The organism is Streptomyces sp. N35 (genome assembly GCF_016464295.1).
Classification (GTDB): domain Bacteria; phylum Actinomycetota; class Actinomycetes; order Streptomycetales; family Streptomycetaceae; genus Streptomyces.
The window spans coordinates 76,917-98,277 of the sequence record NZ_JAEIMH010000001.1 but is presented as its reverse complement, the minus strand read 5'-3'; the positions used below and the strand labels follow the sequence as shown (position 1 = coordinate 98,277).

Annotated in this window: 11 protein-coding genes and 2 pseudogenes; 7 read left to right on the top strand and 6 right to left on the bottom strand. The window is 68.3% G+C overall.

The window, feature by feature from the left end:
• The first annotated feature begins 60 nt into the window (after nucleotides 1–60).
• The 6 genes from JAO81_RS00420 (at nucleotide 61) to JAO81_RS00395 (ending at nucleotide 7,404) form a co-directional block, all read left to right on the top strand.
• Nucleotides 61–591 (top strand): DUF4334 domain-containing protein, encoded by a 531-nt coding sequence (locus JAO81_RS00420; protein ID WP_199545675.1) that lies wholly within the window; start codon nucleotides 61–63, stop codon nucleotides 589–591.
• Nucleotides 588–1,643, top strand: coding sequence for an alcohol dehydrogenase catalytic domain-containing protein (locus JAO81_RS00415; protein WP_199545674.1), 1,056 nt, complete (start codon nucleotides 588–590; stop codon nucleotides 1,641–1,643). The genes JAO81_RS00420 and JAO81_RS00415 overlap by 4 nt, the downstream gene beginning before the upstream one ends.
• A gap of 50 nt (nucleotides 1,644–1,693) precedes the next feature.
• Nucleotides 1,694–2,857 (top strand): acyl-CoA dehydrogenase family protein, encoded by a 1,164-nt coding sequence (locus JAO81_RS00410; RefSeq protein WP_199545673.1) that lies wholly within the window; start codon nucleotides 1,694–1,696, stop codon nucleotides 2,855–2,857.
• A gap of 51 nt (nucleotides 2,858–2,908) precedes the next feature.
• On the top strand, nucleotides 2,909–4,117 hold the full coding sequence (locus tag JAO81_RS00405) for an acetyl-CoA C-acetyltransferase (protein WP_199545672.1): 1,209 nt from the start codon (nucleotides 2,909–2,911) through the stop codon (nucleotides 4,115–4,117).
• Between the two features lie 106 nt (nucleotides 4,118–4,223).
• Nucleotides 4,224–6,386 carry a 3-hydroxyacyl-CoA dehydrogenase NAD-binding domain-containing protein gene (locus tag JAO81_RS00400; protein ID WP_199545671.1) on the top strand — a complete coding sequence of 721 codons (2,163 nt, stop codon included), beginning with the start codon at nucleotides 4,224–4,226 and terminating at the stop codon, nucleotides 6,384–6,386.
• Nucleotides 6,379–7,404 (top strand): nitronate monooxygenase family protein, encoded by a 1,026-nt coding sequence (locus JAO81_RS00395; protein ID WP_199545670.1) that lies wholly within the window; start codon nucleotides 6,379–6,381, stop codon nucleotides 7,402–7,404. The genes JAO81_RS00400 and JAO81_RS00395 overlap by 8 nt, the downstream gene beginning before the upstream one ends.
• 10 nt (nucleotides 7,405–7,414) lie before the next feature.
• Here JAO81_RS00395 and JAO81_RS00390 read toward each other — a convergent pair whose 3' ends face one another.
• Complete coding sequence (locus JAO81_RS00390) at nucleotides 7,415–9,082, bottom strand: DHA2 family efflux MFS transporter permease subunit (protein WP_199545669.1); 1,668 nt, start codon at nucleotides 9,080–9,082, stop codon at nucleotides 7,415–7,417.
• A 119-nt stretch (nucleotides 9,083–9,201) separates the two neighbouring features.
• On the opposite strand from JAO81_RS00390, the gene JAO81_RS00385 reads away from it, so the two are divergent.
• Nucleotides 9,202–9,693 (top strand): MarR family transcriptional regulator, encoded by a 492-nt coding sequence (locus JAO81_RS00385; RefSeq protein ID WP_307813087.1) that lies wholly within the window; start codon nucleotides 9,202–9,204, stop codon nucleotides 9,691–9,693.
• A 36-nt stretch (nucleotides 9,694–9,729) separates the two neighbouring features.
• On the opposite strand, the pseudogene JAO81_RS42080 reads toward JAO81_RS00385, so the two are convergent.
• The 5 genes and pseudogenes from JAO81_RS42080 to JAO81_RS00370 all read right to left on the bottom strand — a co-directional run.
• Nucleotides 9,730–9,840 (bottom strand): annotated as a pseudogene (locus JAO81_RS42080) (DNA-binding protein); the annotation flags it as partial.
• Nucleotides 9,824–10,015: pseudogene (locus JAO81_RS43890) on the bottom strand (hypothetical protein); the annotation flags it as partial. The pseudogenes JAO81_RS42080 and JAO81_RS43890, both read right to left, overlap by 17 nt.
• A gap of 378 nt (nucleotides 10,016–10,393) precedes the next feature.
• A complete protein-coding gene (locus tag JAO81_RS00380) occupies nucleotides 10,394–10,819 on the bottom strand; it encodes a hypothetical protein (protein ID WP_199545668.1) in 426 nt (141 codons plus the stop codon).
• Nucleotides 10,820–10,897: 78 nt separating this feature from the next.
• Complete coding sequence (locus JAO81_RS00375; RefSeq protein ID WP_307813086.1) at nucleotides 10,898–17,317, bottom strand: RHS repeat-associated core domain-containing protein; 6,420 nt, start codon at nucleotides 17,315–17,317, stop codon at nucleotides 10,898–10,900.
• 260 nt (nucleotides 17,318–17,577) lie between these two features.
• The gene (locus JAO81_RS00370) at nucleotides 17,578–21,249 is read right to left on the bottom strand and encodes a LamG domain-containing protein (protein ID WP_233414728.1); all 3,672 of its coding nucleotides are present in this window, start codon (nucleotides 21,247–21,249) and stop codon (nucleotides 17,578–17,580) included.
• Nucleotides 21,250–21,361 lie beyond the last annotated feature (112 nt).

Sequence of the window (21,361 nt, the reverse complement as noted above, 5' to 3'; positions counted from 1 at the left end):
GCCACTTGACGCTCGCCACGCCTCCGGCACTCCCCCGGCACCCCCTTTACGGAGCCCCGTATGAGCCAGGAGCAGGACCAGAACGACGCACCGTCCGTCCTCGACCGGTGGCGGACACTGCGGGCCGCGCCAGGCCCCCTCGACCCCGAGGAACTCGACGCCCTGTGGGCGGATCTCGCCGTGGTCGAGGCCGCGGACGTCCTCGGCTCGTGGCGGGGGTTCGCGTTCCCGACCGGCCATCCGCTCGAACGCCGCCTGGCCCGCAGCCGGTGGCACGGCAAGCGGTTCGCCGCCCTGGACGACGCCAAGCCGCTGATCTGCCGGGCCGAAGACGGCGGCCTCTACTCCGATACGGAGGCGGGCCAGGGCGAAGCCAGCCTCTGGAACGTGGAGTTCCGCGGTGAGGTGACGGCCACGATGGTGTACGACGGCATGCCGGTGCTCGACCACTTCAAGCGCGTGGACGAGCACACGCTGATGGGGGTCATGAACGGGAAGCCGGGGCTCGTCCTCTCGCAGGGACGGCACTTCTACTTCGGCCTGGAGCGCGAACCGGGCTCGGATGGCGGACCCGCCCCGGACCGCCGATGAAAACCTCCGCGCTCCTGTCCCGGGGCTCCGCCCCCACCGAACTCGTCACCGCCGAGCTCGACGACCCCCGCCCCGACGAGGTCATCGTCCGGATCGAGGCCGTCGGGGTCTGTCACACCGATCTCGTCACCCGCGAGGCGCTGGGGAACACCCCTGCCGTGCTCGGCCACGAGGGCTGCGGCATCGTCGAGCGGCTCGGCTCGTCCGTCACCTCCCTGCGTACGGGAGAGCGGGTCGTCATCTCCTTTGCGTCCTGCGGCAGGTGCGGCCAGTGCCGGGCCGGCCACCCGGCCCACTGCGGCTGGGCCACCGCGCTGAACGGGTCCGGGCGCCGCCTCGACGGCTCACCGACGATCCGAGTGGCGGGCGAGCCGGTGTACGGGGCGTTCTTCGGGCAGTCGTCGTTCGCCACGGCCGTGCTGGCCGACGCCCGCTCGTGCGTGCCGGTCGGTGACGTACCGCCGGAGGTCGCCGCGCCGTTCGGCTGCGGATTCCTGACGGGTGCGGGCGCGGTGCTCAACGTTCTGCGGCCGGGGCCCGACGACCGTCTCCTGGTGATCGGCGGGGGCGGCGTGGGCTCCGCCGCGGTGCTGACCGCCCTGTCGGAGGCGGTCGAGGTCGTCGTCGCCGAGCCCGTCGCCGCGCGGCGCGCACTCGCCGCCCGGTGCGGAGCCACGGCCGTCGCCTCGCTCGACGCAACGCTGCCGCCCCTCACCCACGCGCTCGACACCACGGGCCGCCCCGAGCTGATCCGCCGCGCCCTCGGACTCCTCCAGCCACGCGGCGTGCTGGCCCTTGTCGGGCTCGGACCCGCCGAACTCGCCCTCGAGGCAAGGGCGTTGCTGCTGCGCGGACTCCACGTGCGCGGCTGTGTCGAAGGGGACGCCGAACCGTCGGTCCTCGTACCGGAACTCCTCCAGCGCTACCGCCAGGGCCGGCTGCCCGTCGACCGCCTCGTGACCACGTACGCCCTGAGCGACTTCGACCGGGCGGTGGCCGACCAGCAGGCGGGCCGGACCTTGAAGCCGGTGCTGCTGCCGGACCGCGGCTGACCTTTCCCCTTCCTCTGACGAACCCGATCCGGATCAGGAGTGGTGTCCGAATGACCAGTGCGCTCTCTGCCCAGCGGTCCCTCTACGACGAGGAGCACGAACTCCTGAGGGACACCGTCCGCGCCTTCGCCGACAAGCACGCCGCGCCCCATGCCGAGCGGTGGCGGACCGAGGGCAAGGCCGACCGTGAGCTGTTCCTGGAGGCCGCCCGCGCGGGCCTCCTCGGCTTCAGCATCCCCGAGGAGTACGGGGGCGGCGGCATCACCGACTTCCGCTTCAACGCGGTCATCGGCGAGGAGTTCTCCCGCCATCCCGCCTCGGACGCGCTCGCCGGCGTGGGCCTGTCCAACGACATCGTCATCCCCTACTTCACCGATCTGACCGACGACGATCAGAAGGCCCGCTGGCTGCCCGGAATCGCCGCCGGTGAACTCATCGTGGCCGTCGCGATGACCGAACCCGGCACGGGCAGCGACCTGGCGGGTATCGCCACCACCGCCGTGCGGGACGGCGACGACTACGTGGTCAACGGCAGCAAGGTCTTCATCTCCAACGGCCAGAACGCCGACCTCGTCGTCACCGCCGTACGGACAGGGCCCGACCGGCACGCCGGACTCAGCCTCCTCGTCATCGAGGCCGACCGCCCCGGCTTCGCGCGCGGCCGCAATCTGGAGAAGGTCGGTCTGCACGCCCAGGACACCAGCGAGCTCTTCTTCCAGGACGTCCGGGTGCCGGCCGCCAACCTGCTCGGCGAGGAGGGCGCGGGCTTCAAGTCCCTGATGCGCAACCTCCCCCAGGAGCGCATCTCGATCGCCGCCAACGCCCTGGCCTCCATCGAGGGCGTCCTCGAACGCACTCTGGAGTACGTCAAGGAGCGCAAGGCCTTCGGCAAGCCGATCGGCTCGTTCCAGAACACCCGCTTCGAGCTGGCCGAGATGGTCACCACCGCCCGCGTCGGCCGCAGCCACCTCGACGACCTGCTCGCCCGGCACTCGCGCGGCGAACTGACTGCCGTGGACGCGGCGGCAGCGAAATTCTGGGCCACCGAGAGTTACGTCAACATCGTCGGCCGCTGTCTCCAACTCCACGGCGCCTACGGCTACATGCTCGAGTACCGCATCGCGCACGACTACCTCGACTCCCGCATCACCACCATCTACGGCGGCACCACCGAGATCATGAAGGAGATCGTCGGCCGCGACCTGGGCCTGTAGCCCTCTCCCGCGGAGCACCCACCCACGTCCCGTACCCAGAAAGGGGGCGTCGTGGCCGACGCCTACATCTACGACGCCGTACGCACGCCCCGCGGGAAGAACCGCGGCGGCGCACTCCACGGCACCAAGCCGGTCGACCTGGTCGTGGGCCTGATCCACGCGGTCCAGGAACGCAACCCTACGCTCGACCCGGGCCTGATCGACGACATCGTGCTCGGCGTCGTCTCTCCCGTGGGCGAGCAGGGCGGTGACCTCGCGCGCACCGCCGCGCTGGTCGCGGAGCTGCCCGAGACGGTGGCCGGCGTGCAGGTCAACCGGTTCTGCGCCTCCGGCCTCGAGGCGGTGAACCTCGCCGCGCAGAAGGTCGCTTCCGGCTTCGAGAGCCTGGTGCTCGCGGGCGGGGTCGAGTCGATGTCGCGGGTCCCGATCGGCTCGGACGGCGGAGCCTACGCCCAGGATCCGGCCACGGCGTACGACGCGTACTTCGTGCCCCAGGGCATCGGCGCCGACCTGATCGCGACCCTGGAGGGCTTCGGCCGCGAGGAGGTCGACGCGTACGCGGCCCGTTCGCAGGCGCGGGCCGAGACCGCGTGGCGCGAGGGCCGTTTCGGCAAGGCGGTCGTCCCCGTACGGGACATGAACGGCGTGCTGCTCCTCGACCAGGACGAGCACCGCAGGCCGTCCACCACGGCGGAGAGCCTCGCGTCGCTGCCGGCCGCCTTCGCCTCGGTGGGCGCGCAGGCGGGGTTCGACGCGGTGGCGCTGCAGAAGTACCACTGGCTGGAGCGGATCGACCACGTCCACCATGCGGGCAACAGCTCCGGCATCGTGGACGGCGCCGCGCTGACCCTGGTCGGCTCGGAGGCGGTCGGCGAGCGTCTCGGGCTCGTCCCGCGCGCCCGGATCGTCGCGACCGCCGTGACCGGTTCGGAGCCGACCGTCATGCTCACGGGGCCAACTCCCGCCACACGCAAGGTTCTTGAGCGTGCGGGCCTGAACGTCGACGACATCGACCTGTTCGAGCTCAACGAGGCCTTCGCGGCGGTCGTCATGAAGTGGCAGCGCGACCTCAAGGTCCCCGACGAGAAGGTCAACGTCAACGGCGGCGCGATCGCGCTCGGCCACCCCCTCGGCGCCACCGGCGCCATGATCCTGGGCACCGTGCTCGACGAGCTGGAGCGCACGGGCGGGCGCCGCGGTCTGGTGACGCTGTGCGTGGGGGCCGGCATGGGGATCGCCACCGTCATCAAGCGGGTGTGAGCCGCGTGCACCTCGCGCGTGAGTCGCCCCCGCGCGTGAGTCGCCCTCATCCGCGGCCGACAACTCCCGTATCCAAAGCCCTTGTTGCCCAAGGAGAGCCATCACCATGACCGCATCCGCCATCGCCTACGCGCGAGGAGGGGACGGCATCGTCACCCTCACGCTCGACGATCCGGACTCCGCCGCCAACACCATGAACGACGCCTTCATGGCCGGCCTGGAGGAGTGCGTCCCGCGCCTGGAGGCCGAGCGCGAGGACATCACCGGCGTACTGCTGCTGTCCGCCAAGAAGTCCTTCTTCGCCGGCGGCGATCTGAACCGGCTGCGGGCCGGCAGCGCCGACAAGGCGGCCGAGGAGACCGCGTACATCAACCGTATGAAGGCCTTGATGCGCCGCCTCGAACAACTGGGCCGGCCGGTCGTCGCGGTGGTGAACGGCAGCGCGCTCGGCGGCGGCCTGGAAGTCGCCCTGTGCGCCCACCACCGGATCGCCGCCGACACCCCCGGCAGCCGCATCGGCTTTCCCGAGGTCGGCCTCGGCCTGCTCCCCGGCGGCGGGGGCATCACCCGCACCGTCCGCATGTTCCGCCTGCACAAGGCGCTGTCCGAAGTGATCCTGCCCGCAAAGAAGTTCACTCCGCGGGCGGCACTCACCATCGGCCTCGTCGACGCACTCGTCGACGACCCCCAGGAGGCCGAGGCCCGGGCACGCGCCTGGATCGCCGAGCACCCCGAGGCCGTGCAGCCCTGGGACACCAAGGGCTTCAAGCTCCCGGGAGGCGACGTCCGCAGCCCGTCCGTCGCGTCGACGCTCCCCGCGCTCTCCGCTCTCCTGCGCAAGCAGACCAAGGGTGCTCCCCTGCCCGCGCCGCGTGCCGCGCTCGCCGCCGCCGTCGAGGGCGCGTACGTCGACTTCGACACGTCCTCGCTGATCGAAACCCGGTACCTGGTCAGCCTGTTGACGGGCAGGACCACCAAGAACATGATCAAGGCGTTCTTCTTCGACCAGCAGCAGATCGACTCCGGCGCGAGCCGCCCCGCCGGCTTCCCCCGCCACACGGCGCGCAAGGCCGGGGTCATCGGCGCGGGCATGATGGGCGCGGGCATCGCGTACGTCGCGGCCAAGGCCGGCCTCGACGTCGTACTCAAGGACGTCACCGCCGAAGCCGCCGAACGCGGCAAGGACTACGCGCGCCACCTGGAGGCGAAGGCCGTCGCGGCGAGCCGTACGACACCCTCCCGCTCGGAGGCCCTCCTCTCCCGCATCCTCCCCTCCACCACCCCCGCCGACTTCAAAGGCGTGGACCTGGTCATCGAGGCCGTCTTCGAATCGGCACCGCTCAAGCAGCAGGTCTTCCAGGAGATCCAGACCGTCGTGAAGCCGGACGCGATCCTCGGCTCCAACACCTCCACCCTCCCCATCACCTTGCTGGCCAAGGGAGTTGACCGTCCCGGCGATGTCATCGGCATCCACTTCTTCAGCCCGGTCGAGCGGATGCCCCTGGTCGAGATCGTCCGCGGCGAGCAGACCGCCGACGCGACCCTGGCCAAGGTCTTCGACTTCGTACGGCAGCTCGGCAAGACCCCGATCGTCGTCAACGACTCCCGCGGCTTCTTCACCTCGCGTGTGATCAGCCGTTTCATCGCCGAGGCCGTCGCGGCGGTCGGCGAGGGCGTGGAGCCGGCGACCGTCGAACAGGCCGCGCTCCAGGCCGGCTATCGGGCCGGCGCCCTCCAGCTCCTCGACGAACTCACCCTGTCGCTCACCCACGAGATCACCCTCGGGAACCGCGCCGCCGAGGAGGCCGAGGGCAGGACCTGGGTCGCCCACCCCTCGGAAGCCGTCGTGGACTGGATGGTCGGGCAGGGCAGGATCGGCCGGCGGGAGCGCGCGGGCTGGTACGAGTACGACGCGTCAGGCAAGCGGCTCGGCATCTGGCCGGGCGTACGCGAGAAGTACGCATCGGGCCAACGCCGTATACCGCTCGAGGACCTTCAGGAGCGGATGCTCTTCGCCGAGGCTCTCGACGCCATCGACTGCCTCGACAGCGGAGTGCTCACCAGCGTCGCCGATGCCAACGTCGGCTCCATCCAGGGCATCGGCTTCCCGGCCTGGACGGGCGGCGTCCTGCAGTACGTCAACCAGTACGAGGGCGGTCTGCCCGGCTTCGTCGCGCGCGCCCGCGAACTCGCCGCGGCGTACGGCGACCGCTTCCTGCCCCCGGCCTCGCTCCTGGCCCGCGCGGAACAGGGAGCCGTCTATGCCTGACGCCGCCACCGCCACCGCCTCCACCGCTCTGCGCACCCGGCTCACGGACCTGCTCGCCATCGAACACCCCATCGTCCAGGGCGGGATGATGTGGGTCGGCCGGGCCGAACTCGCCGCGGCCGTCTCGGAAGCCGGGGGCCTGGGCATCATCACGGCCCTCACCCAGCCCACCCCGGCCGGCCTGGTACGGGAGATCGAACGCACCCGCAAGTTCACGGACAAGCCCTTCGGCGTCAACCTCACGATCCTGCCGACGATCAATCCGCCCCCGTACGACGCGTACCGCCGCGCGATCGTCGACGCGGGTGTGACGATCGTCGAGACGGCGGGCTCGAGTCCCGAGCCGCATATGGACTTCTTCACCGACCACGGCGTACGCGTCATCCACAAGTGCACCAGCGTCCGGCACGCCGTCACAGCCGAACGGGTCGGCGTGGCGGCGGTCTCCATGAACGGCTTCGAGTGCGCCGGCCACCCCGGCGAGGACGACATCCCCGGCCTCGTCCTGATCCCCGCGGTCGCCGACCGCCTGACCATCCCGTTCCTCGCGTCGGGCGGCTTCTGCGACGGCCGCGGCCTCGCCGCCGCCCTCGCCCTCGGCGCGGACGGCGTGAACATGGGCACCCGCTTCCTCTGCTCGACGGAGGCCCCGGTCGCCGACACGGTGAAGCGGCGCATCGTCACCGCCACCGAACGCGACACCCACCTGATCTTCCGCGAACTGCGCAACACCGCCCGGGTGGCCCGTAATTCGGTCAGCGACGAGGTCGTCCGCATCCTGGCATCCGGCGGCACATTCCCCGACGTACAGGCGTTGGTGTCGGGTGCGCGGGGTCGCCGGGTGTTCGAGGAGGGGGACTTGGAGGCCGGGATCTGGTCGGTGGGGCTGGCGCAAGGGCTGATACGGGATATCGCGCCGGCCGGTGAGCTGGTGGGGCGGATCGTACGGGAAGCGCGGGCTGTGATCGCACGGTTGGGCGGCCTGCCGACCGGAGCCTCCGGCTCGGCCAACGGGTGACCACGCCGCGTCAGCCACGGCAGGACGGTTCGGCCCCGGCCTCGGCCTCTTCCTCTGCCTCTGCCTCTGCCTCTGCCCCTTCGCTCACGGCCTGCGCTTGCGCCTGTGGCGGCATGGCGGGGATCAGCAGGGAAGCGAGCAGGCCCAGAGCGACGAACCCCGCCGCGACGTAGCCGCCGATGGCGACACCCTCGGACATCGCCGAGCGGGCCGCATCGGCGACCGAGGCCGTCTGCGGGTTCCCGGCGAGCGGGCCGATCGCGGCGCCCGCGCTGTCGGTGACGGCGTGGCTGAACTTGTCGGCCGCGGCCCCGGACAGGCCGGAGGAGACCAGGCTGTCGTGCAGCTTGGAACTGAGGGTCGTGAAGAACACCGTGGTGAGCGCGGCGATGCCGAGGGCGGAGCCGAGTTGGCGGAAGGCGCTCTGAATGCCGGAGCCCTGACCACTGCTGTCGTCGGGGATGTCGGCGAGGACGACGTTGGTGACCTGGGCGGTGGCGAAGCCGACGCCGATGCCGTACAGGAAGAGCATCGCCGATACAGCCCACCACGAGGTGTCCGGGGCGGCCACCAGGGCGACGCCGGCCAGGCCGACGACTTCGAGCGCGAGGCCGATGCGCAGCTGGATCAGCGGCGAGATCTTGGCCGTCATCCCGAAACTGGCCCCGCTGGCGACGAAACTGCCGATGGCCACCGGCACCAGGGCGAGCCCTGCCTGCAGCGCGCTGTAGCCGAGCGTGAACTGCAGCCACAGCGGGAGCACCGCGACGATGCCGAACTCCCCGACACCGATGATCAGGGTGGCGATGTTGCCGTTGCGGAACGAGGCGATGGAGAACAGCCGTACGTCCATCATCGCCCTGGAGGCATCCCCGCCGCGCGTCAGCTGCGACTGGCGGCGTACGAACAGGCCAAGGGCGAGGGCGGCGAGGATCAGCGCGACCAGGACGGGCGAGGGCCCGCTGTCCCAGGTGAAGCCGAGGAACGTGAGCGGGTGGATGGTGGTCACCCAGCCGTAGATGCGGCCTTCGACGAGCCCGAAGGCGAGCAGTCCGAGACCGATGACGGACAGCACGGCGCCGAGCACGTCGATGCGGCCCTTGGTCCGCGGCGAGCGGGCCAGACAGCGCACCACGCCGAACGCGACCAGCACGGACAAGGGCACGTTGATGCCGAACGCCCAGCGCCACGAGACGTGTTCGGACAGCCAGCCGCCGAGCAGCGGACCCAGCGCGGCGGCGGCTCCGATGGTCGAGCCCCAGACCGCGAACGCCTGACCGCGGGCCTTGCCGGTGAAGTTGGCCTTCAGCAACGCAAGCGAGGTCGGCAGGATCATCGCCGCACCCGCGCCCTGCAGGAAGCGGGCCAGGATCAGCAGCTCACCGTTGGGCGCCAGGCCGGCGAGCACGCTGGTGGCGCCGAAGACCACGACACCCCAGGTGAAGATCTGGCGGGCGCCGAGCATGTCGGACAGTCGGCCGGTGAGCAGCAGCAGCGCGGCGAAGACGATCGCGTACGACTCCTGGATCCACTGCGCCTGCGAGGAGTTGACGCCCAGGTCCTCGACGACCGACGGCGTGATCACGTTGACGATCGTCGTGTCCACGACGATCAGTGCCACACCCAGGGCGATGGCGATCAGTCCGAGCCACCGCCTGGTGGCAGCCGAGTCCGGCATCTCAATACCTCCATGGTGAAGTAATTCCACGGTGAAGGTAGATCGAGGTGGGTAGATTGTCAAAGGCGATCTGCGGGTGCGGGTCCGGTGATGTTCACGCAGGGGAAGGACGGCTGCCGGTGACGGAGCAATCGGCGCTCGACGGCGCGACGGCGCGGCGCGAGCTCCTTGTGGAAGCCCTCAGGACCTACGGCGGGCACTATGCCGAGCTCAGCCGCAGCTTCGCCGCCCACCTCGGCCTGTACGCCACGGACGCGACCGCACTCCTCGAGATCATCGCGGCCGAGGAGCGGGGCACCCCGATCTCACCGGCCCGCCTCAGCAAGCGCATCCTGCTCTCGTCAGGCGCCACGACCGCACTGCTCAACCGCCTGGAAGGCGCCGGGCACATCGTCCGCAGCCGCGAGCACAGCGACCGCCGCGTGGTGACCCTGCGCAGCAGCAACCACATCCAGGAACGCGCCGACGAGTTCTTCCGCCCGCTTGCGGCCCCCATGGACGCCATCATCGGCCGCTACCCACCCGAACTGCTCGACCAGTTCAGGGACTTGCTGGGAGAGATGTGCGCCGCCATGGACACGCACCTCGCACAGGTGAATCAGGACACGTAAACGCCGTCGCGGCGCCGACGGTCCTCCGGAGGGAGATCACACCGCCACGAGTCGGCCCCGATCGCCGCAGAGCTTGACCATGTCGTCCATATCGGAGGTCAACATGACCACCGGGCGGTGTTGACGCAGCGCGGCCTCGGCGATCGCCCAGGTACTCGTCCAGAACCCGCCCGCGCAGCTCACACTCGACCGCCTCGGCGATGAACGCGGAGAACTCCCGCTTCCCCACCCGCGCGCGGATCGCCTCCGCGGTCCCCTCCGGCAGCGACAGGCTCACCCGCGTTGCCGGACCCTCGCCGATGCCGTACGTCGTCTCAGCCATGCATCCCAGCACGGGAAGCACAAAGGGCCCGACCCCGAAGAGTCGGACCCTCTTTGACCTGCATGCTTGCCAGATCAGCGACGTGATGACACGTCAGCCGCTACACGTTGAAGCGGAACATCGACGACTTGGCAGTCGCCTGCAGAAATGTTGTTTCGGGGCGACGGATCCAGCAAGGATCCAGAGACCTGGCGGGCATGCCCGCCAAATCAGCACTCGGACCGCCAGCCGTGTCTACAAACAGGGGTAGATCCCATCCAGAAGGGACGGACCTCGGCGGGCGTACATCGGCACAGTTCGTAGCCATACGTGACGGCGATCGCCTCACGGGGCACCGAAGGGTGCGCAGTCGCTGTGGTCACGCGCCGGCAACTGCATCTACCAATCGTCACCGATGTCGAAGTTCGAAGCGATCGGCATGCCACCCTCCTCGAAGACGATCAGCAGATAGCGGCCCAGGTCGTCGAGACGCGTATACAAGTGCTCCGCCATCTGCCAGTTCTCCAAGGTCTCCGACCGGGACCAGGGAGTCAGCATCGCGGGAACCTTCTCCCACGGAAAGCCCGGATTGTCGTCGTCGACGAACATGGTCACGAGCATCGCGTCGCTGTCGACGCTGTACCGATAACCACTCGCACCGTCCGGCTTACGGTGGCCACCCAAGGCGGGGACGCCCAGGATGTCCATTACGTCGCCCCAGAGCCGGTCAGCGAACTCCGCACAGTTCCAAGATTCCTCCGCCACCGGACCGACCCTGAAGTCGAAGTCCCGCTTTCCGCCGCCGTATTGCTCGAACGAAACCATGCTTCCAGTCTGCTTTCTGGTCAAGACCGTGCCGGGTGCCTGGGACCGGGCGTCCCAGGCACCCGGCTCCTACGGGCGCTACACGTCGTACTCGATCATGTAGCCCCTGCCGTAGATCACGATCTTCTGAACATTCCTGGCGCTTCTGGCGAACTGCCGAATGCCGTCCCTGGCGTCGTCCTCGTCCATACCGCCCGGCCGCAGGTCGATGACAGCCATGTCCACCTCCTGCTCCCGGTCGGCCTTCTTCAGATGGTTCCTGAGGCCGTCCGATCGCCGGCTGGTCATCGCCTTGAAGTCCGCGCGCTTGTCGTCGACCCAGGCGTCACCGGCATGCGGCGGGTCCTGTCGGTCGTTTCTCGACATCACGTCGTGCCCGTGGATGGCCAGCGTCAGCGCTATTTGGAACTCCGCGTCATCGTCGAAGCCGAAGAGGCTCTTCGCACTCTTGTTGGGGTACTTCCACGACTCGTCGATACGCTCCATGATCTCCTTGGCATCGGCCTCCGGGTCGCTGGCCAGCCAATCCGCGAGGTCACCGCCCAGGTTGGCGGCAGCACAGCCGTCCCGGGCACCCCGCTTGCAGCTGTCCTCGATCGCATCCTCGAGGGCCTCCTCCTTGTAGTCCGTCAAGTCGAACTTGCCGGCCAGGATCTGCTTGACCCGTTCCTTGCGCAGCTGAGCCGCAATCTGCGCGTTGGTGAAGAGGATCTCCTCCATGGACCGCCCCATCCGAGGGGATCCTGGGGCAGCGCTCCCGGACCTGCCATTGTTGTACACAGGCGCGGTTCCGCGGCTCTGCTGCTGCTTCTGGGCCGCCTTCTGCTCGCGCTCCTTCTTGGTGTCGGGAATGCCTCCGGTGCACGAGATCAGCCCTTGCAGACACTCGGGCACTGCCATGCCTGTGGGGTCGCTCAGGGTGGCCGGATTGTTGTTGGCGTAGCTGTAGCCGTTGAGCGACTGGTGCTGATCCAGGCTCAACAGGGGGTCAACGCTGATGAACTGGCCGGTGGAGGGGTCGTATTCACGTGCCCCGACGTGGGTCAGGCCGGTTCCGCTGTCGACGGACTTGCCGAGGAATCTCTTGCCGTCCGGCCAGGTACCGATGGCGGTGCCCCGGTCGGCGCCGAAGGGCGTGGTGTAACGCTTGCTGAGTTTCTGGGTGCTGTCACTGGTGACGGCGATTCCAGACGTCCCGTGGTGGTCCGCGGAGAGGAACGACAGAGTTTCCGTGCCGGACTTGTTGCTGCGTACCGCGATCGTGGATCCTGCCGCGGAGTAGCGGCGGTCAGCCCACTTCTTACCCGACTTGAGATGTACCTCCGTGGCGCCGAGGTACAGGACGGTCTCGCCGGCGGCCGCGGTGTCGCGGCGGATGAGGAGTTCTCCGTCGGCGTCGTACACATAGTTGGTGTCCGTACCGGCCTCGGTGAGTTTGGTCAGCTTGCCTTCCTGGTTCCACTTGAGCGACTGCTTCACCGTGGATCCGGCCTTCTCGGTCCGGGTATCGGTGTTGCCCGCGTCGTCGTAGGTGTACTGCGCCGTCGCGGTGTCGCAGGCACCAGCCGCGGTCGACGTGACGACCGCCTTGAGCCGGTGCTTGCGCGCGGAGTCGTAGCAGTAGGTGGAGGTGACCGGTGTCGCCGTGTTCTGCTTCTCGGACTTGCGCTGACCTGAGTCGGTGTAGGTGTAGCTCGTCCAGTAGGCCGCAGGGCCGCCCAGGTTGGTGACGGTGCGGCCGGCCGGCGCACAGTCCGCGGTCTTGGGCGTCCACCCGTCGGTCATCCGGCGCTGGCCGTCGTAGCTGAAGCACTGCTGGTCGGCACCGGCCCCCGTGTCGGCGCGGTCGAAGATCGACGTGACGTTGCCCGCCTGGTCGTAGCCGTACTGCAGATCCTGGATCGGGCCACGGGTCTGGTCGTCGGTGGACGAGGTGAGCAAGCGCCCCGTTCCCGGCTCGTAGGTGCGGGAGATGAACACCCGCTTCGCCGCGGCCGAGGTGCCCAGCTCCATCTGGTGGACCTGGCCCAGTGCCGAGTAGTCCACTCCGAGCAGGTAGCCGGAGATGCCAGACTGCTGCACGGGCAGGCCGGCGTCGTTGTAGAGGGTCTCTACGGTCTCTGCCGCAAGGCCGGCCGCCGCCGGTTCCTTGGTGTTGTTCAGCGTGCCGTCGAGGCGGTACGCCGTACCGAAGGTCGTGGTGGCAGTGACGGCACCTGAGGTGACCAGCGGGTCGTCGGACGGCAGCGTCAGTGTGGTGGAGGTGGGACGGCTCTGTGTGTCATAGGCCGTGACCTCCTTGGTGTAGGCCTTGCTGTTGGTCTGGTTGACTCCGTTCTCAAAGCGGGTGGACTTGACAGGAAGGCCCTTGAGCAGCCCGTCGAAGGTCCACTCGGCGAGCTTGTTCGCATCGGTACGGCTGGTGTGCCACAGACCTGTCTTACGGCCCAGTTCGTCGTAGCCGAAGTAGACCAACTGCCCCTTCGAGTCCTTGGTGTAGTCGACCTGGTCGAGCGTGGTCCATGCGGTGGTGACGGTGCCCTTGTCCGGATCGGTGGAGGAAACCTCCCGCCCGTACAGGTCGTATACGTGCGACCAGACAGAGCCGTCAGGGCCGGTGACCGTGAGCGGCTTCGCGTCCCGGGTATAGGTGTCGGCGACGCGGGTGTACGCATTGGTGAGCGCGGCGCCGTACTCCGTGTCGTTCGGGTACTGGCCGACGTAGGTCCGCGTCTCCGTCGTCCTGCCGAGCGCGTCCGTGATCACGCGGGTCGCGTTGCCGCCGTCAACCGCGGTGGTAGCGGTGGAGTCGCCCGTGTAAGTGGTCGCGGTGTCCCATTTCTTGGTACCCCACGACGACAGGGTCGTGATCACCGACCGGCCCGCGCCGTCGTACACCGTGTCGTTCTGTACAGGTGCCTGAGCGTAATCAACGCCCATGTAGGTGCTGTTGGGCGCCTTGGAGATGTCGAAGGCGTCGGACTGCGTTCTGACCGCAAGGCCGCGTGAGTCGTACCGCGTGTCGGTCAGGACACGTCCGCCGGTGGCCCCGGGGGTCTGGGTCTGAATCTGACGCAACAGTGAGTCGTAAAGTGTGTAGCTGGTGCTGTAACTGGTGCCGTCCGCCTTGAGCTTGGAGACCGAGGTCCAGGACGGTTTGGTCTGGCTCACGCCGTAGTCGAAGGTACCGCTGGCACTGTCGCCGCCGGACTTGGACCGGCCGGGCAGCCAGGTCGCGGTGACCCGGCCGAGTGCGTCCCGCGCGTACTCGGTGCGCTTGAGGTTGGCATCGAGCGTGTACGTGACCGAGCCGCGTGTCGCGTCGAAGTACGTGTAGTTCTTGTGGGTCTGTCCGTTGGAGGACAGCTTCGGGAGGGTGACGATGACGCCGGTCAGCGGTCCTGCCGCAGCCGGGTAGTAGGTGGTGGTGGTGACCCTGCCCTCGGCGTCGGTGACCGTCAGCGGGCGGCCGAGCTTGGCGGTGTCGGTGTCGAATTTCGTGGTAGCGACCGTCCGCCAGGCTCCGGCGCCGGGGTTCCGGTCGGCCGTGCCGTTCGCTGCCGGGTAGCCGGTGGGCATGCCCGTCCAGGTGGGCAGGCCCAGGACAGGGGTCTGGTCGGCGGTCCAGGCCGTCGCGGCCGGGTTGTCGAAGACGGTGGCCGCGTCGGAGAGCACGTCACCGCGAGTGGCGATCGAGGTGGGCAAGGTCAGCTTGTCGTCGGTGTCCGCGCAGGACTTACCGACCGTGCGGGTGCGTGAGACCAGAGAGGTCAGGCCCTTGGCCGCGTTGCGCGCGTACCAGGTCCGGGTGCAGGTCTCATCTCCCCCTGCACCCCACTCTCCGTGGTTCTCCGTCTGGGTGACCATGCCGTACGTGGGGTCGTACGTGTGCGAGGTGGCAGCCGTGCGCCACTTCTTCTGGGCGGTCAGCCACGTGTGCTGATACGTCCGCGCGGTGCGCACGAAGTGCGCCTTGGTGTGCGCATACGACTTCTGCTGGCTGGCGGTCTGCCGGTCCCACAGGTCGTTGACGCTGAACGAGATCGCGGTGTTCCCGTCGTACGTGATCTCCTGACGCAGTTGGCCGGCGTACTGCTCGTGGTCGGTCACCGCCGGCACGCTCGCGCCGGGCAGCGCCACGGGCGGGACGCTCGCGCTACGCGTGGAACCGTCCTTGCGCTTGTCGCCGTTCATGCCCAGGTGGAAGACCTTGACGGTCTTCGAGCGGGTTGCCCCTGCCTCTCCGGTGTACGCGGTGACCTTCTGATAGCCGCGCCAGACCGACCAGGTGCGCTCCTTCTCCTTGGTGAAGGGATCGTCGTTGTGGTGCCAACCCGGACCGTCATAGACGTAGCTGTTCTCGACGGCGGGATTCTTGCCCGTCGGGTCACTCGCTACGACCGAGGTCACCCGGTACTTGTGGAACCAGTCGAGTGCGGTGTCCCCACCGTTGATCTCCCAGTTGACCGGGTAGCACGACAGGTTGTTGTCGTCCTCGGCCGCCGGCATGGTGGTGCCGCGGACGCACTCCGGGTTGGAGAGCACGATCGTCGTGATCGCACCGGTCTCCGAGGTGATCGTGGACATCCTCGGCCGGGTCAACGGCAGGATGTTCGCCCCTCCTGGCTGTGTGCCGCCCGCAACGCGATTGGGACGCTGCTGGTAGGTGAAGCCGACCGGCGGCAACGAGATGGCGGTGCCGTCGAGTCCGGTGCGCTTGAGCGAAGTCAGGGTGAGGACCTGGTCCGAGCTGTTGCCGATGTCCTGCCCGTCGAAGAACTCCTGGGTCAGCGCGTACGCATCGACCGGCTTGAACGCATCGGGCTCAGCGGCCGTGGACCAGGCATGCGTCTCGATGCCGGTCATCCGCTTGCGGGTGAAGAACGACGGGCCGGTGGAGAGGCAGTCGGTCTCGGTGGCCGAGCAGATTCCGTCGAAGGGGACGTCGGGCCAGTTGTCCGCCGTGTCCTTGTTAAGGGTCTCGCAGGAAGCGGCGGTGCAGCGCTCCTTGTACGAGAACTCGACCTTCCCCGACGGATTGCCGGTGAACAGGCTCTCCACTCGCTGCCCATAACGGATCTCGGTGGGATGACCACCCCGGACGTACGAAGCGAGCTTCTTCTTGTCGCCGTTCTGCGCGTAGTGGTTGGTCTCCTTCGCGTACCAGTACGTCGAGGCGTTGCCGTGCACGTCCTGGACGAGGTCGAGGTTCCAGCGCCACGCCTGGGTCTTGGCACGCTCCGCGAAGGCGGTGCCCGACGAGTAGCCGGGCTCACCGCTGTCATCGCCGAATACCGGTACGGTCCAAGTGGAGTTCGTGCGCTGGGCGTCGGCACCGGGGAGCTTGTTCAGACCGAACGTGTACGTGGTGCCGTCACCGGTGATGACCTTCCAGTACTCGCCCTTGCCGTCCCCCTTGCCGTCCTTGATGTCATCACCGTCGTCACCGTTGTCCGCACCGGTGACATGGACGACCTGCGAGGCGTCGTCGTTCTTCAGACGCCACTTGCCGGTCGTGTCGTCCTTGACGAGTTCGGTGGAGGAGCCGTTCAGGACCAGTGAGGCGTTCTCGTACTTCCAGCACTGGTCGGACTTCTCGCTCTGGCCGTCGTCCTTGCAGCTGCCGTACTTGCGCTCTATGTACGACTCAGTGAGGGAGAACCCCTCACCGATCAGCGAGCCCTGGTTGTTGGTGTTGGCTGTCCGGCCGTCAATGCTGCCGGAGTCGTAGGCCAGGTTCAGCGGGGGAACCGGCCCCGCGACTGCCGGAGGCAGGGTGATGGGGTAGGACCAGGTGAACGAACCAGAGGACGCGCCCGCTTCCCACGTCGCGGAGGGGGTCAGCGCGGTCGCCTGGAAATCGCCGGCGCCGGTGGGGGACGTAGTGGTGGACAGCGCCGATACCGCCAGCACGGTTGGTGCCTCGGCGGTGGAGACGGTCGTCCGGGCTGTGATCTTCTCTGCCTGGGCGTCGTTGACCGACCCCACCGGCGTGGTGGTGCGGCAGGCCACCTTCTCGGGGGTGGTCAGCGCACAGGCCGGAAGCCTCACCAGACCGAGCCGAGTCGACCAGTTGCCGCCGATCATCGAGGCGAACGAGCTGTAGTCCACGGTGACTTCGGCGGCGCCCTGCTGCTCGGCCCCCACCGTGAACAGCACACCGGTGACTCCTGCCTGCTCTGCGGCCCGCTGGTCCAGGACTCGGATGTTCGCCGTCCCGGAAGCCACGGCACGCGCCTGCTTGCGGGTGGCCTCCTGCGGTTCGGCACTGACATCGACCAACGCCGAACTGTCGGGGTGCGCCGTGAGCGCGTCTCGCGACGTAGCGGCCTTGGGCCAATTTGCGCGGCGCTCGTTGCGGGCCTGCTCGATCAGGCGCTGGTTGGCGCCCTTGTCCCGCGCGACGCGGGACCGGGCTTCCTTCGCGCCCAGGCCCGACACCTTCTCGACCTTGCTGACCCGGCTGTCCGCGGCTTCGGGTGCGGTCGGGCCGCTCACGGCGACTGCCGGCGACGGCAGGGTTGCCGGGACGGCCAGGGCCAGAAACAGCGCGCTGACCACAGGCAGTCTGCGGAGGCGGCGCCGGTCTCCCGGCGGCCGTGATCTCAACAGGGTGTGCCAACTCTCCAAAAAGACAGGGTGGCGCGGCGGCCCGGAGACCGGGCCCCCGCGGAACGGATACGCAGATGTGTCCGGGCGCGGGCAGAGCTCGCCGCCACGCCCAGGTCGCTCACGCGACGTCGTGTGAGCAGGCCGGCTCAGTCGCCGACGACGGTGGACTTGTGGTGGGCGCTCTGGAGCGCACCCGCCCAGACCCGGATGCGGTCGACGCGGCCCGGCACATGGCTGGTCCATGCGCTGTTCAGCCAGCCCTTGCCAACAGCCACGCCGCCGGTGTTCGCCACGGCGGTGAACTCGGTGGGCTGCCCCTGGCGGTCAACCAGGAACAGGCTGACGGTGCCCAACTGCGCGTCGTACGAGCCGACCAGCCGAACCTCGGTGCCCAGTACCGCGGTCTCGTCGCTCTGCACCGAGGTGCCGCTGCCGTCAGCGGTCAGCCTTCCGAAGTGCCAGCGCCCCAGAGCCCAGGTCTCCGACAACGGCTCACCCGTCGTCTCGTCGATCACCGGGTCACCGTTGGCGTCGAGAACCTCGTGACCGGTCGGGTCGACCCCAGTCTTCTCGAACCACAGACCCCACGACGACCCGGTCGCCGTCCGCTGGCCCAGAATCTGGACCGCGTGGCCGTTCGGCTTGTTCACGAGGGCGGCGCCGTCGACCAGAGCATCCACGGCCACGCTGAAGGAGCCGGTCGCGTCGACGAGCGGAGTGTCAGTGAACTCCGCGCCACCGGTGCCGTTGAGGACGATCGACTCGCCGTTCAGGCTTGCGCCGGTGCCGAGGGTCATGGTCGCGTTGTAGTTCGAGGTGGTGTCCTTGACGGTGGTGCCCGACGCACCGGACGCACTGAGGTCCGCGACCAGTTCGAGGTGCGGCAGACCGTCACCGTCGGGACCGTCCGTCAGCCGTGCCTCGGTGGCGATCTCCTCCTCGGACTTGGCTGCCTGCCAGACCACCATCTCGTCGATCTCGCCGGGGAAGTGGTCGACGTACGTGCCCTTGTACTTCACCCGGCCCACCTGGAAGCCTCCGTTCGACGCCCAGTTGCTGGTGATGGTGTCGGTGCCCTGGAGCTTCCCGTTGACGTAGAGGGACATGATGTTCTTGTCGTGGTCGACGACCCCTGCGAGGTGTGTCCAGACCTTGGCGTGAGCCGTGGACTTGCTGTTCACCCGCTGGTTGTCGAGGGCAGTGGCAGCCACATCTGCGTCCGCGAGGCGCATGCACCACGTCTTCGTGCTCTCGCAGTAGCCGAGGAAGAACGGACTGTAGTAGGTGCCGTCCTGTCCAGCCACGGTGAAGTTGTGCCCAGTGGCGTCCAGCCTGACCCACGTGGACACGGAGTACGAGGCCGCCGTTTCCAGGACGGGTTTCGTGGAAGCGGCATAGGCCGAGTTCTCCAGCCACAACCCCTGGTCCTGACCGAGAACGGCGGGCGTGGTCTCGGTCGCCGGAGTCTTGACGATCTCGCCACGACGGCCGTTGGGAGTACGGGCGGCCCCGGACAGGGTCAGGTTGTTGCGCAAGACCGGGTCCGTGGTCGAACTGTCCACGGCCGCACCGCTTGTCTCGTCGAAGGTCCAGCGACCGATGGCCTTCGGCCCCTCACTGACCAGGAAGCGGACGATCTGCTCGTCGCCGCCCAGCGGGTACGCGGCGGACTTCGCCTGAACGTGAAGGAGTTTGGTGCCCGACGACAACGGGGTGATGGTCGCCCGGTAGGTGGCTCCGTTCATCCACGGCGACCAATCCGCATCCGTGGAAAGCCTGTAGCGGTAACCGGTGTTGGTGCTGGTCTCACCGGCACCCGGGCCGAAGAGGACGGTGCCTGCCTTGCCAGGCCCACCGCCGGCGGAGCAAGCACCACCGGACACGCATTCGCTGTAGACCGTCCAGGAACTGACAGTCGGCTTCTGAGGGGCCTTGCTGTCGACCAGGAAATAGCAGAAGGGGGAAGCCGAGCTGCCTAGGTAGCTGGCGTCGCTGTTGTAGAGGGACCGGGTGTAGGCGGCGTAGCGGTAGAGCTTGCCGTCGACGAGAGGCGTGTCCCAGTCCTTCGTCTGTGCAGGGAAGTTCTTCAAACTGCTGCTGTACGAGACATAGCCGGACGTCGGCTTGAGTGATCCTGTGGTCGGCTCCGGCGCATCCGACCACGCGGTTCCGTTCTTCACATCGAGGTCGAAGTAGGTGCGCAACCGCCCCTCCGCCTCGCCGCCGGACGCCGTCTCGGGTGTGGCCAGGAGGTCCGGCTTGGGGTCGGTGATGACGCTGGGCGACGACTCCGACTTGCTGCAGACACGACTCGCACCGGCCTTGAGACCGTAAGCACTCGGCACGGCGGGCAGGCTCACATAGCTCACCGTCAGTACCGCGTCGTCATCGAACCGCTTCCAGGAAACGGTGTCGCCCTCGTCCTTGGCCATCAGCATGAGCGTGAGCCGAGGGAACTTGCCAGCTGCGAAGGACTTGACGGTCGAGGTGAGATTCTCGTCCGTCTCCTCGGGGTTGTCGTTGAAGTTGATGGGTGCCTTGGGCTGGGACGGGGAACAGTTGGAGCCGCGGCCGGCTGACACGTGACGGTCGCCCATCTGGTCCAGCTTCGTGGGGCCCGGCCACTTGGTGGAGGAGGAGATGTTGTTGGTGCGCTCCAGATCGACCCACCGCGCATCGCACGAGAACGACCAGGTCTCCGTCACGGAGAACGTGGCGTCCAGGACGTGCTTGCCCTTGAGCTTGTCCGGCGCGAACTCGAAGTACATCCGGTTCACATAGCCGTTGCCGCAGTAGTACGACACACCGCCGATCACCGCTGTACCGCACTTGCCGACGCTCATGCCGTTGGTACCGCCGGAGAAGTTGTAGAACACGTCCCCGTCCGAGGACAGAACCGTACGCTCGGACTCGTTGAGCTCGACTGACGGATCGATGTAGAGCGGCAGTTCGGACTCGGCGGTCTGCGCGACGAGCTCGGCGTCCGGGGTCACCTTGACGGAGTCCTCGTCGAGATCGACATCCATCACGGCCGACTCGTCACCGGCACTGGGACCGCCCAGCGGTTCACCCTCCTGCGGAGGAGCAACCGCAACCGGGTCACCGGCATCAGCCGCACCGGCCCCCAAGGCCCGCGCTCCGCTGGCCTGGGGCGTCGGACCGGCGTCCGATCGGGCACCCGCAGAGTTCCACATCTGCGCACTCGGCGAGCGGAACACCACCTGGCCGTTGGCGTCGACCGCCTCCATGCTGCCCGCGGCACCCGACCGCACCGCCAGCCCGTCCGTGTCGAGTGCGTACTCAATGCTCCGCAAACCGGGATCGGCAGCGGCTTCGAGCGTCTCGACCTCCAGAACCTGCCGGAAGCCCTCGGTCGTCGCGGTCAAAATGAGGTTGACGTCAGGGCGCACGTTCTCGTAGACGGCACGTGGGCCGTCCAGCTTGGGTGCGGGCAGCTTGCCCGGCCAGCCCATGGTCACCGATCGGCCATGCTCGCCGATGGTCACCAGATCGCTGCCGGCGCCGCCACCCGAGAACACGACGTCCGCGGCCGAGGCCTTGGGGACGACCGAGCCGTCGGCACGCCTGATGAGTGTGGCGTCCGGGGTGGTCCAACCGCCATCGGAGGTGGCCACTCGAACCGGGACGATCGACTTCTTGAGCGTGAACGTCTCACCATCAGGATTGGCGAACACCGTTTCCCGCTCCGTACGTTCACCGATGACCTCCACCTGCTCGCCAGACGCTTCGGCCTGGGCGAGGGCGGACTCGGACGGAGTCTGCCCGGCGCTCTCAGCGGCACGCGCCGGTTCCGTCATGGGCGGCGTCGCCTGGAGAGCCAGCACAGTGATCGCCAGAGCCGTCAGCGAACCGCACACGCGGGAAATGCGCCCTCTTCGGGACTTCATGAAAGGCCCCCTGTGTACGCGA

Excerpts from the sequence above, each read along its gene's own strand:
- JAO81_RS00420 (WP_199545675.1), top strand. The coding sequence starts at position 61 with ATGAGCCAGGAGCAGGACCAGAACGACGCACCGTCCGTCCTCGACCGG.
- JAO81_RS00415 (WP_199545674.1), top strand. The coding sequence starts at position 588 with ATGAAAACCTCCGCGCTCCTGTCCCGGGGCTCCGCCCCCACCGAACTC.
- JAO81_RS00410 (WP_199545673.1), top strand. The coding sequence starts at position 1,694 with ATGACCAGTGCGCTCTCTGCCCAGCGGTCCCTCTACGACGAGGAGCAC.
- JAO81_RS00400 (WP_199545671.1), top strand. The coding sequence starts at position 4,224 with ATGACCGCATCCGCCATCGCCTACGCGCGAGGAGGGGACGGCATCGTC.
- JAO81_RS00395 (WP_199545670.1), top strand. The coding sequence starts at position 6,379 with ATGCCTGACGCCGCCACCGCCACCGCCTCCACCGCTCTGCGCACCCGG.
- JAO81_RS00390 (WP_199545669.1), bottom strand. The coding sequence starts at position 9,082 with ATGCCGGACTCGGCTGCCACCAGGCGGTGGCTCGGACTGATCGCCATC.
- JAO81_RS00380 (WP_199545668.1), bottom strand. The coding sequence starts at position 10,819 with ATGGTTTCGTTCGAGCAATACGGCGGCGGAAAGCGGGACTTCGACTTC.
- JAO81_RS00370 (WP_233414728.1), bottom strand. The coding sequence starts at position 21,249 with ATGACGGAACCGGCGCGTGCCGCTGAGAGCGCCGGGCAGACTCCGTCC.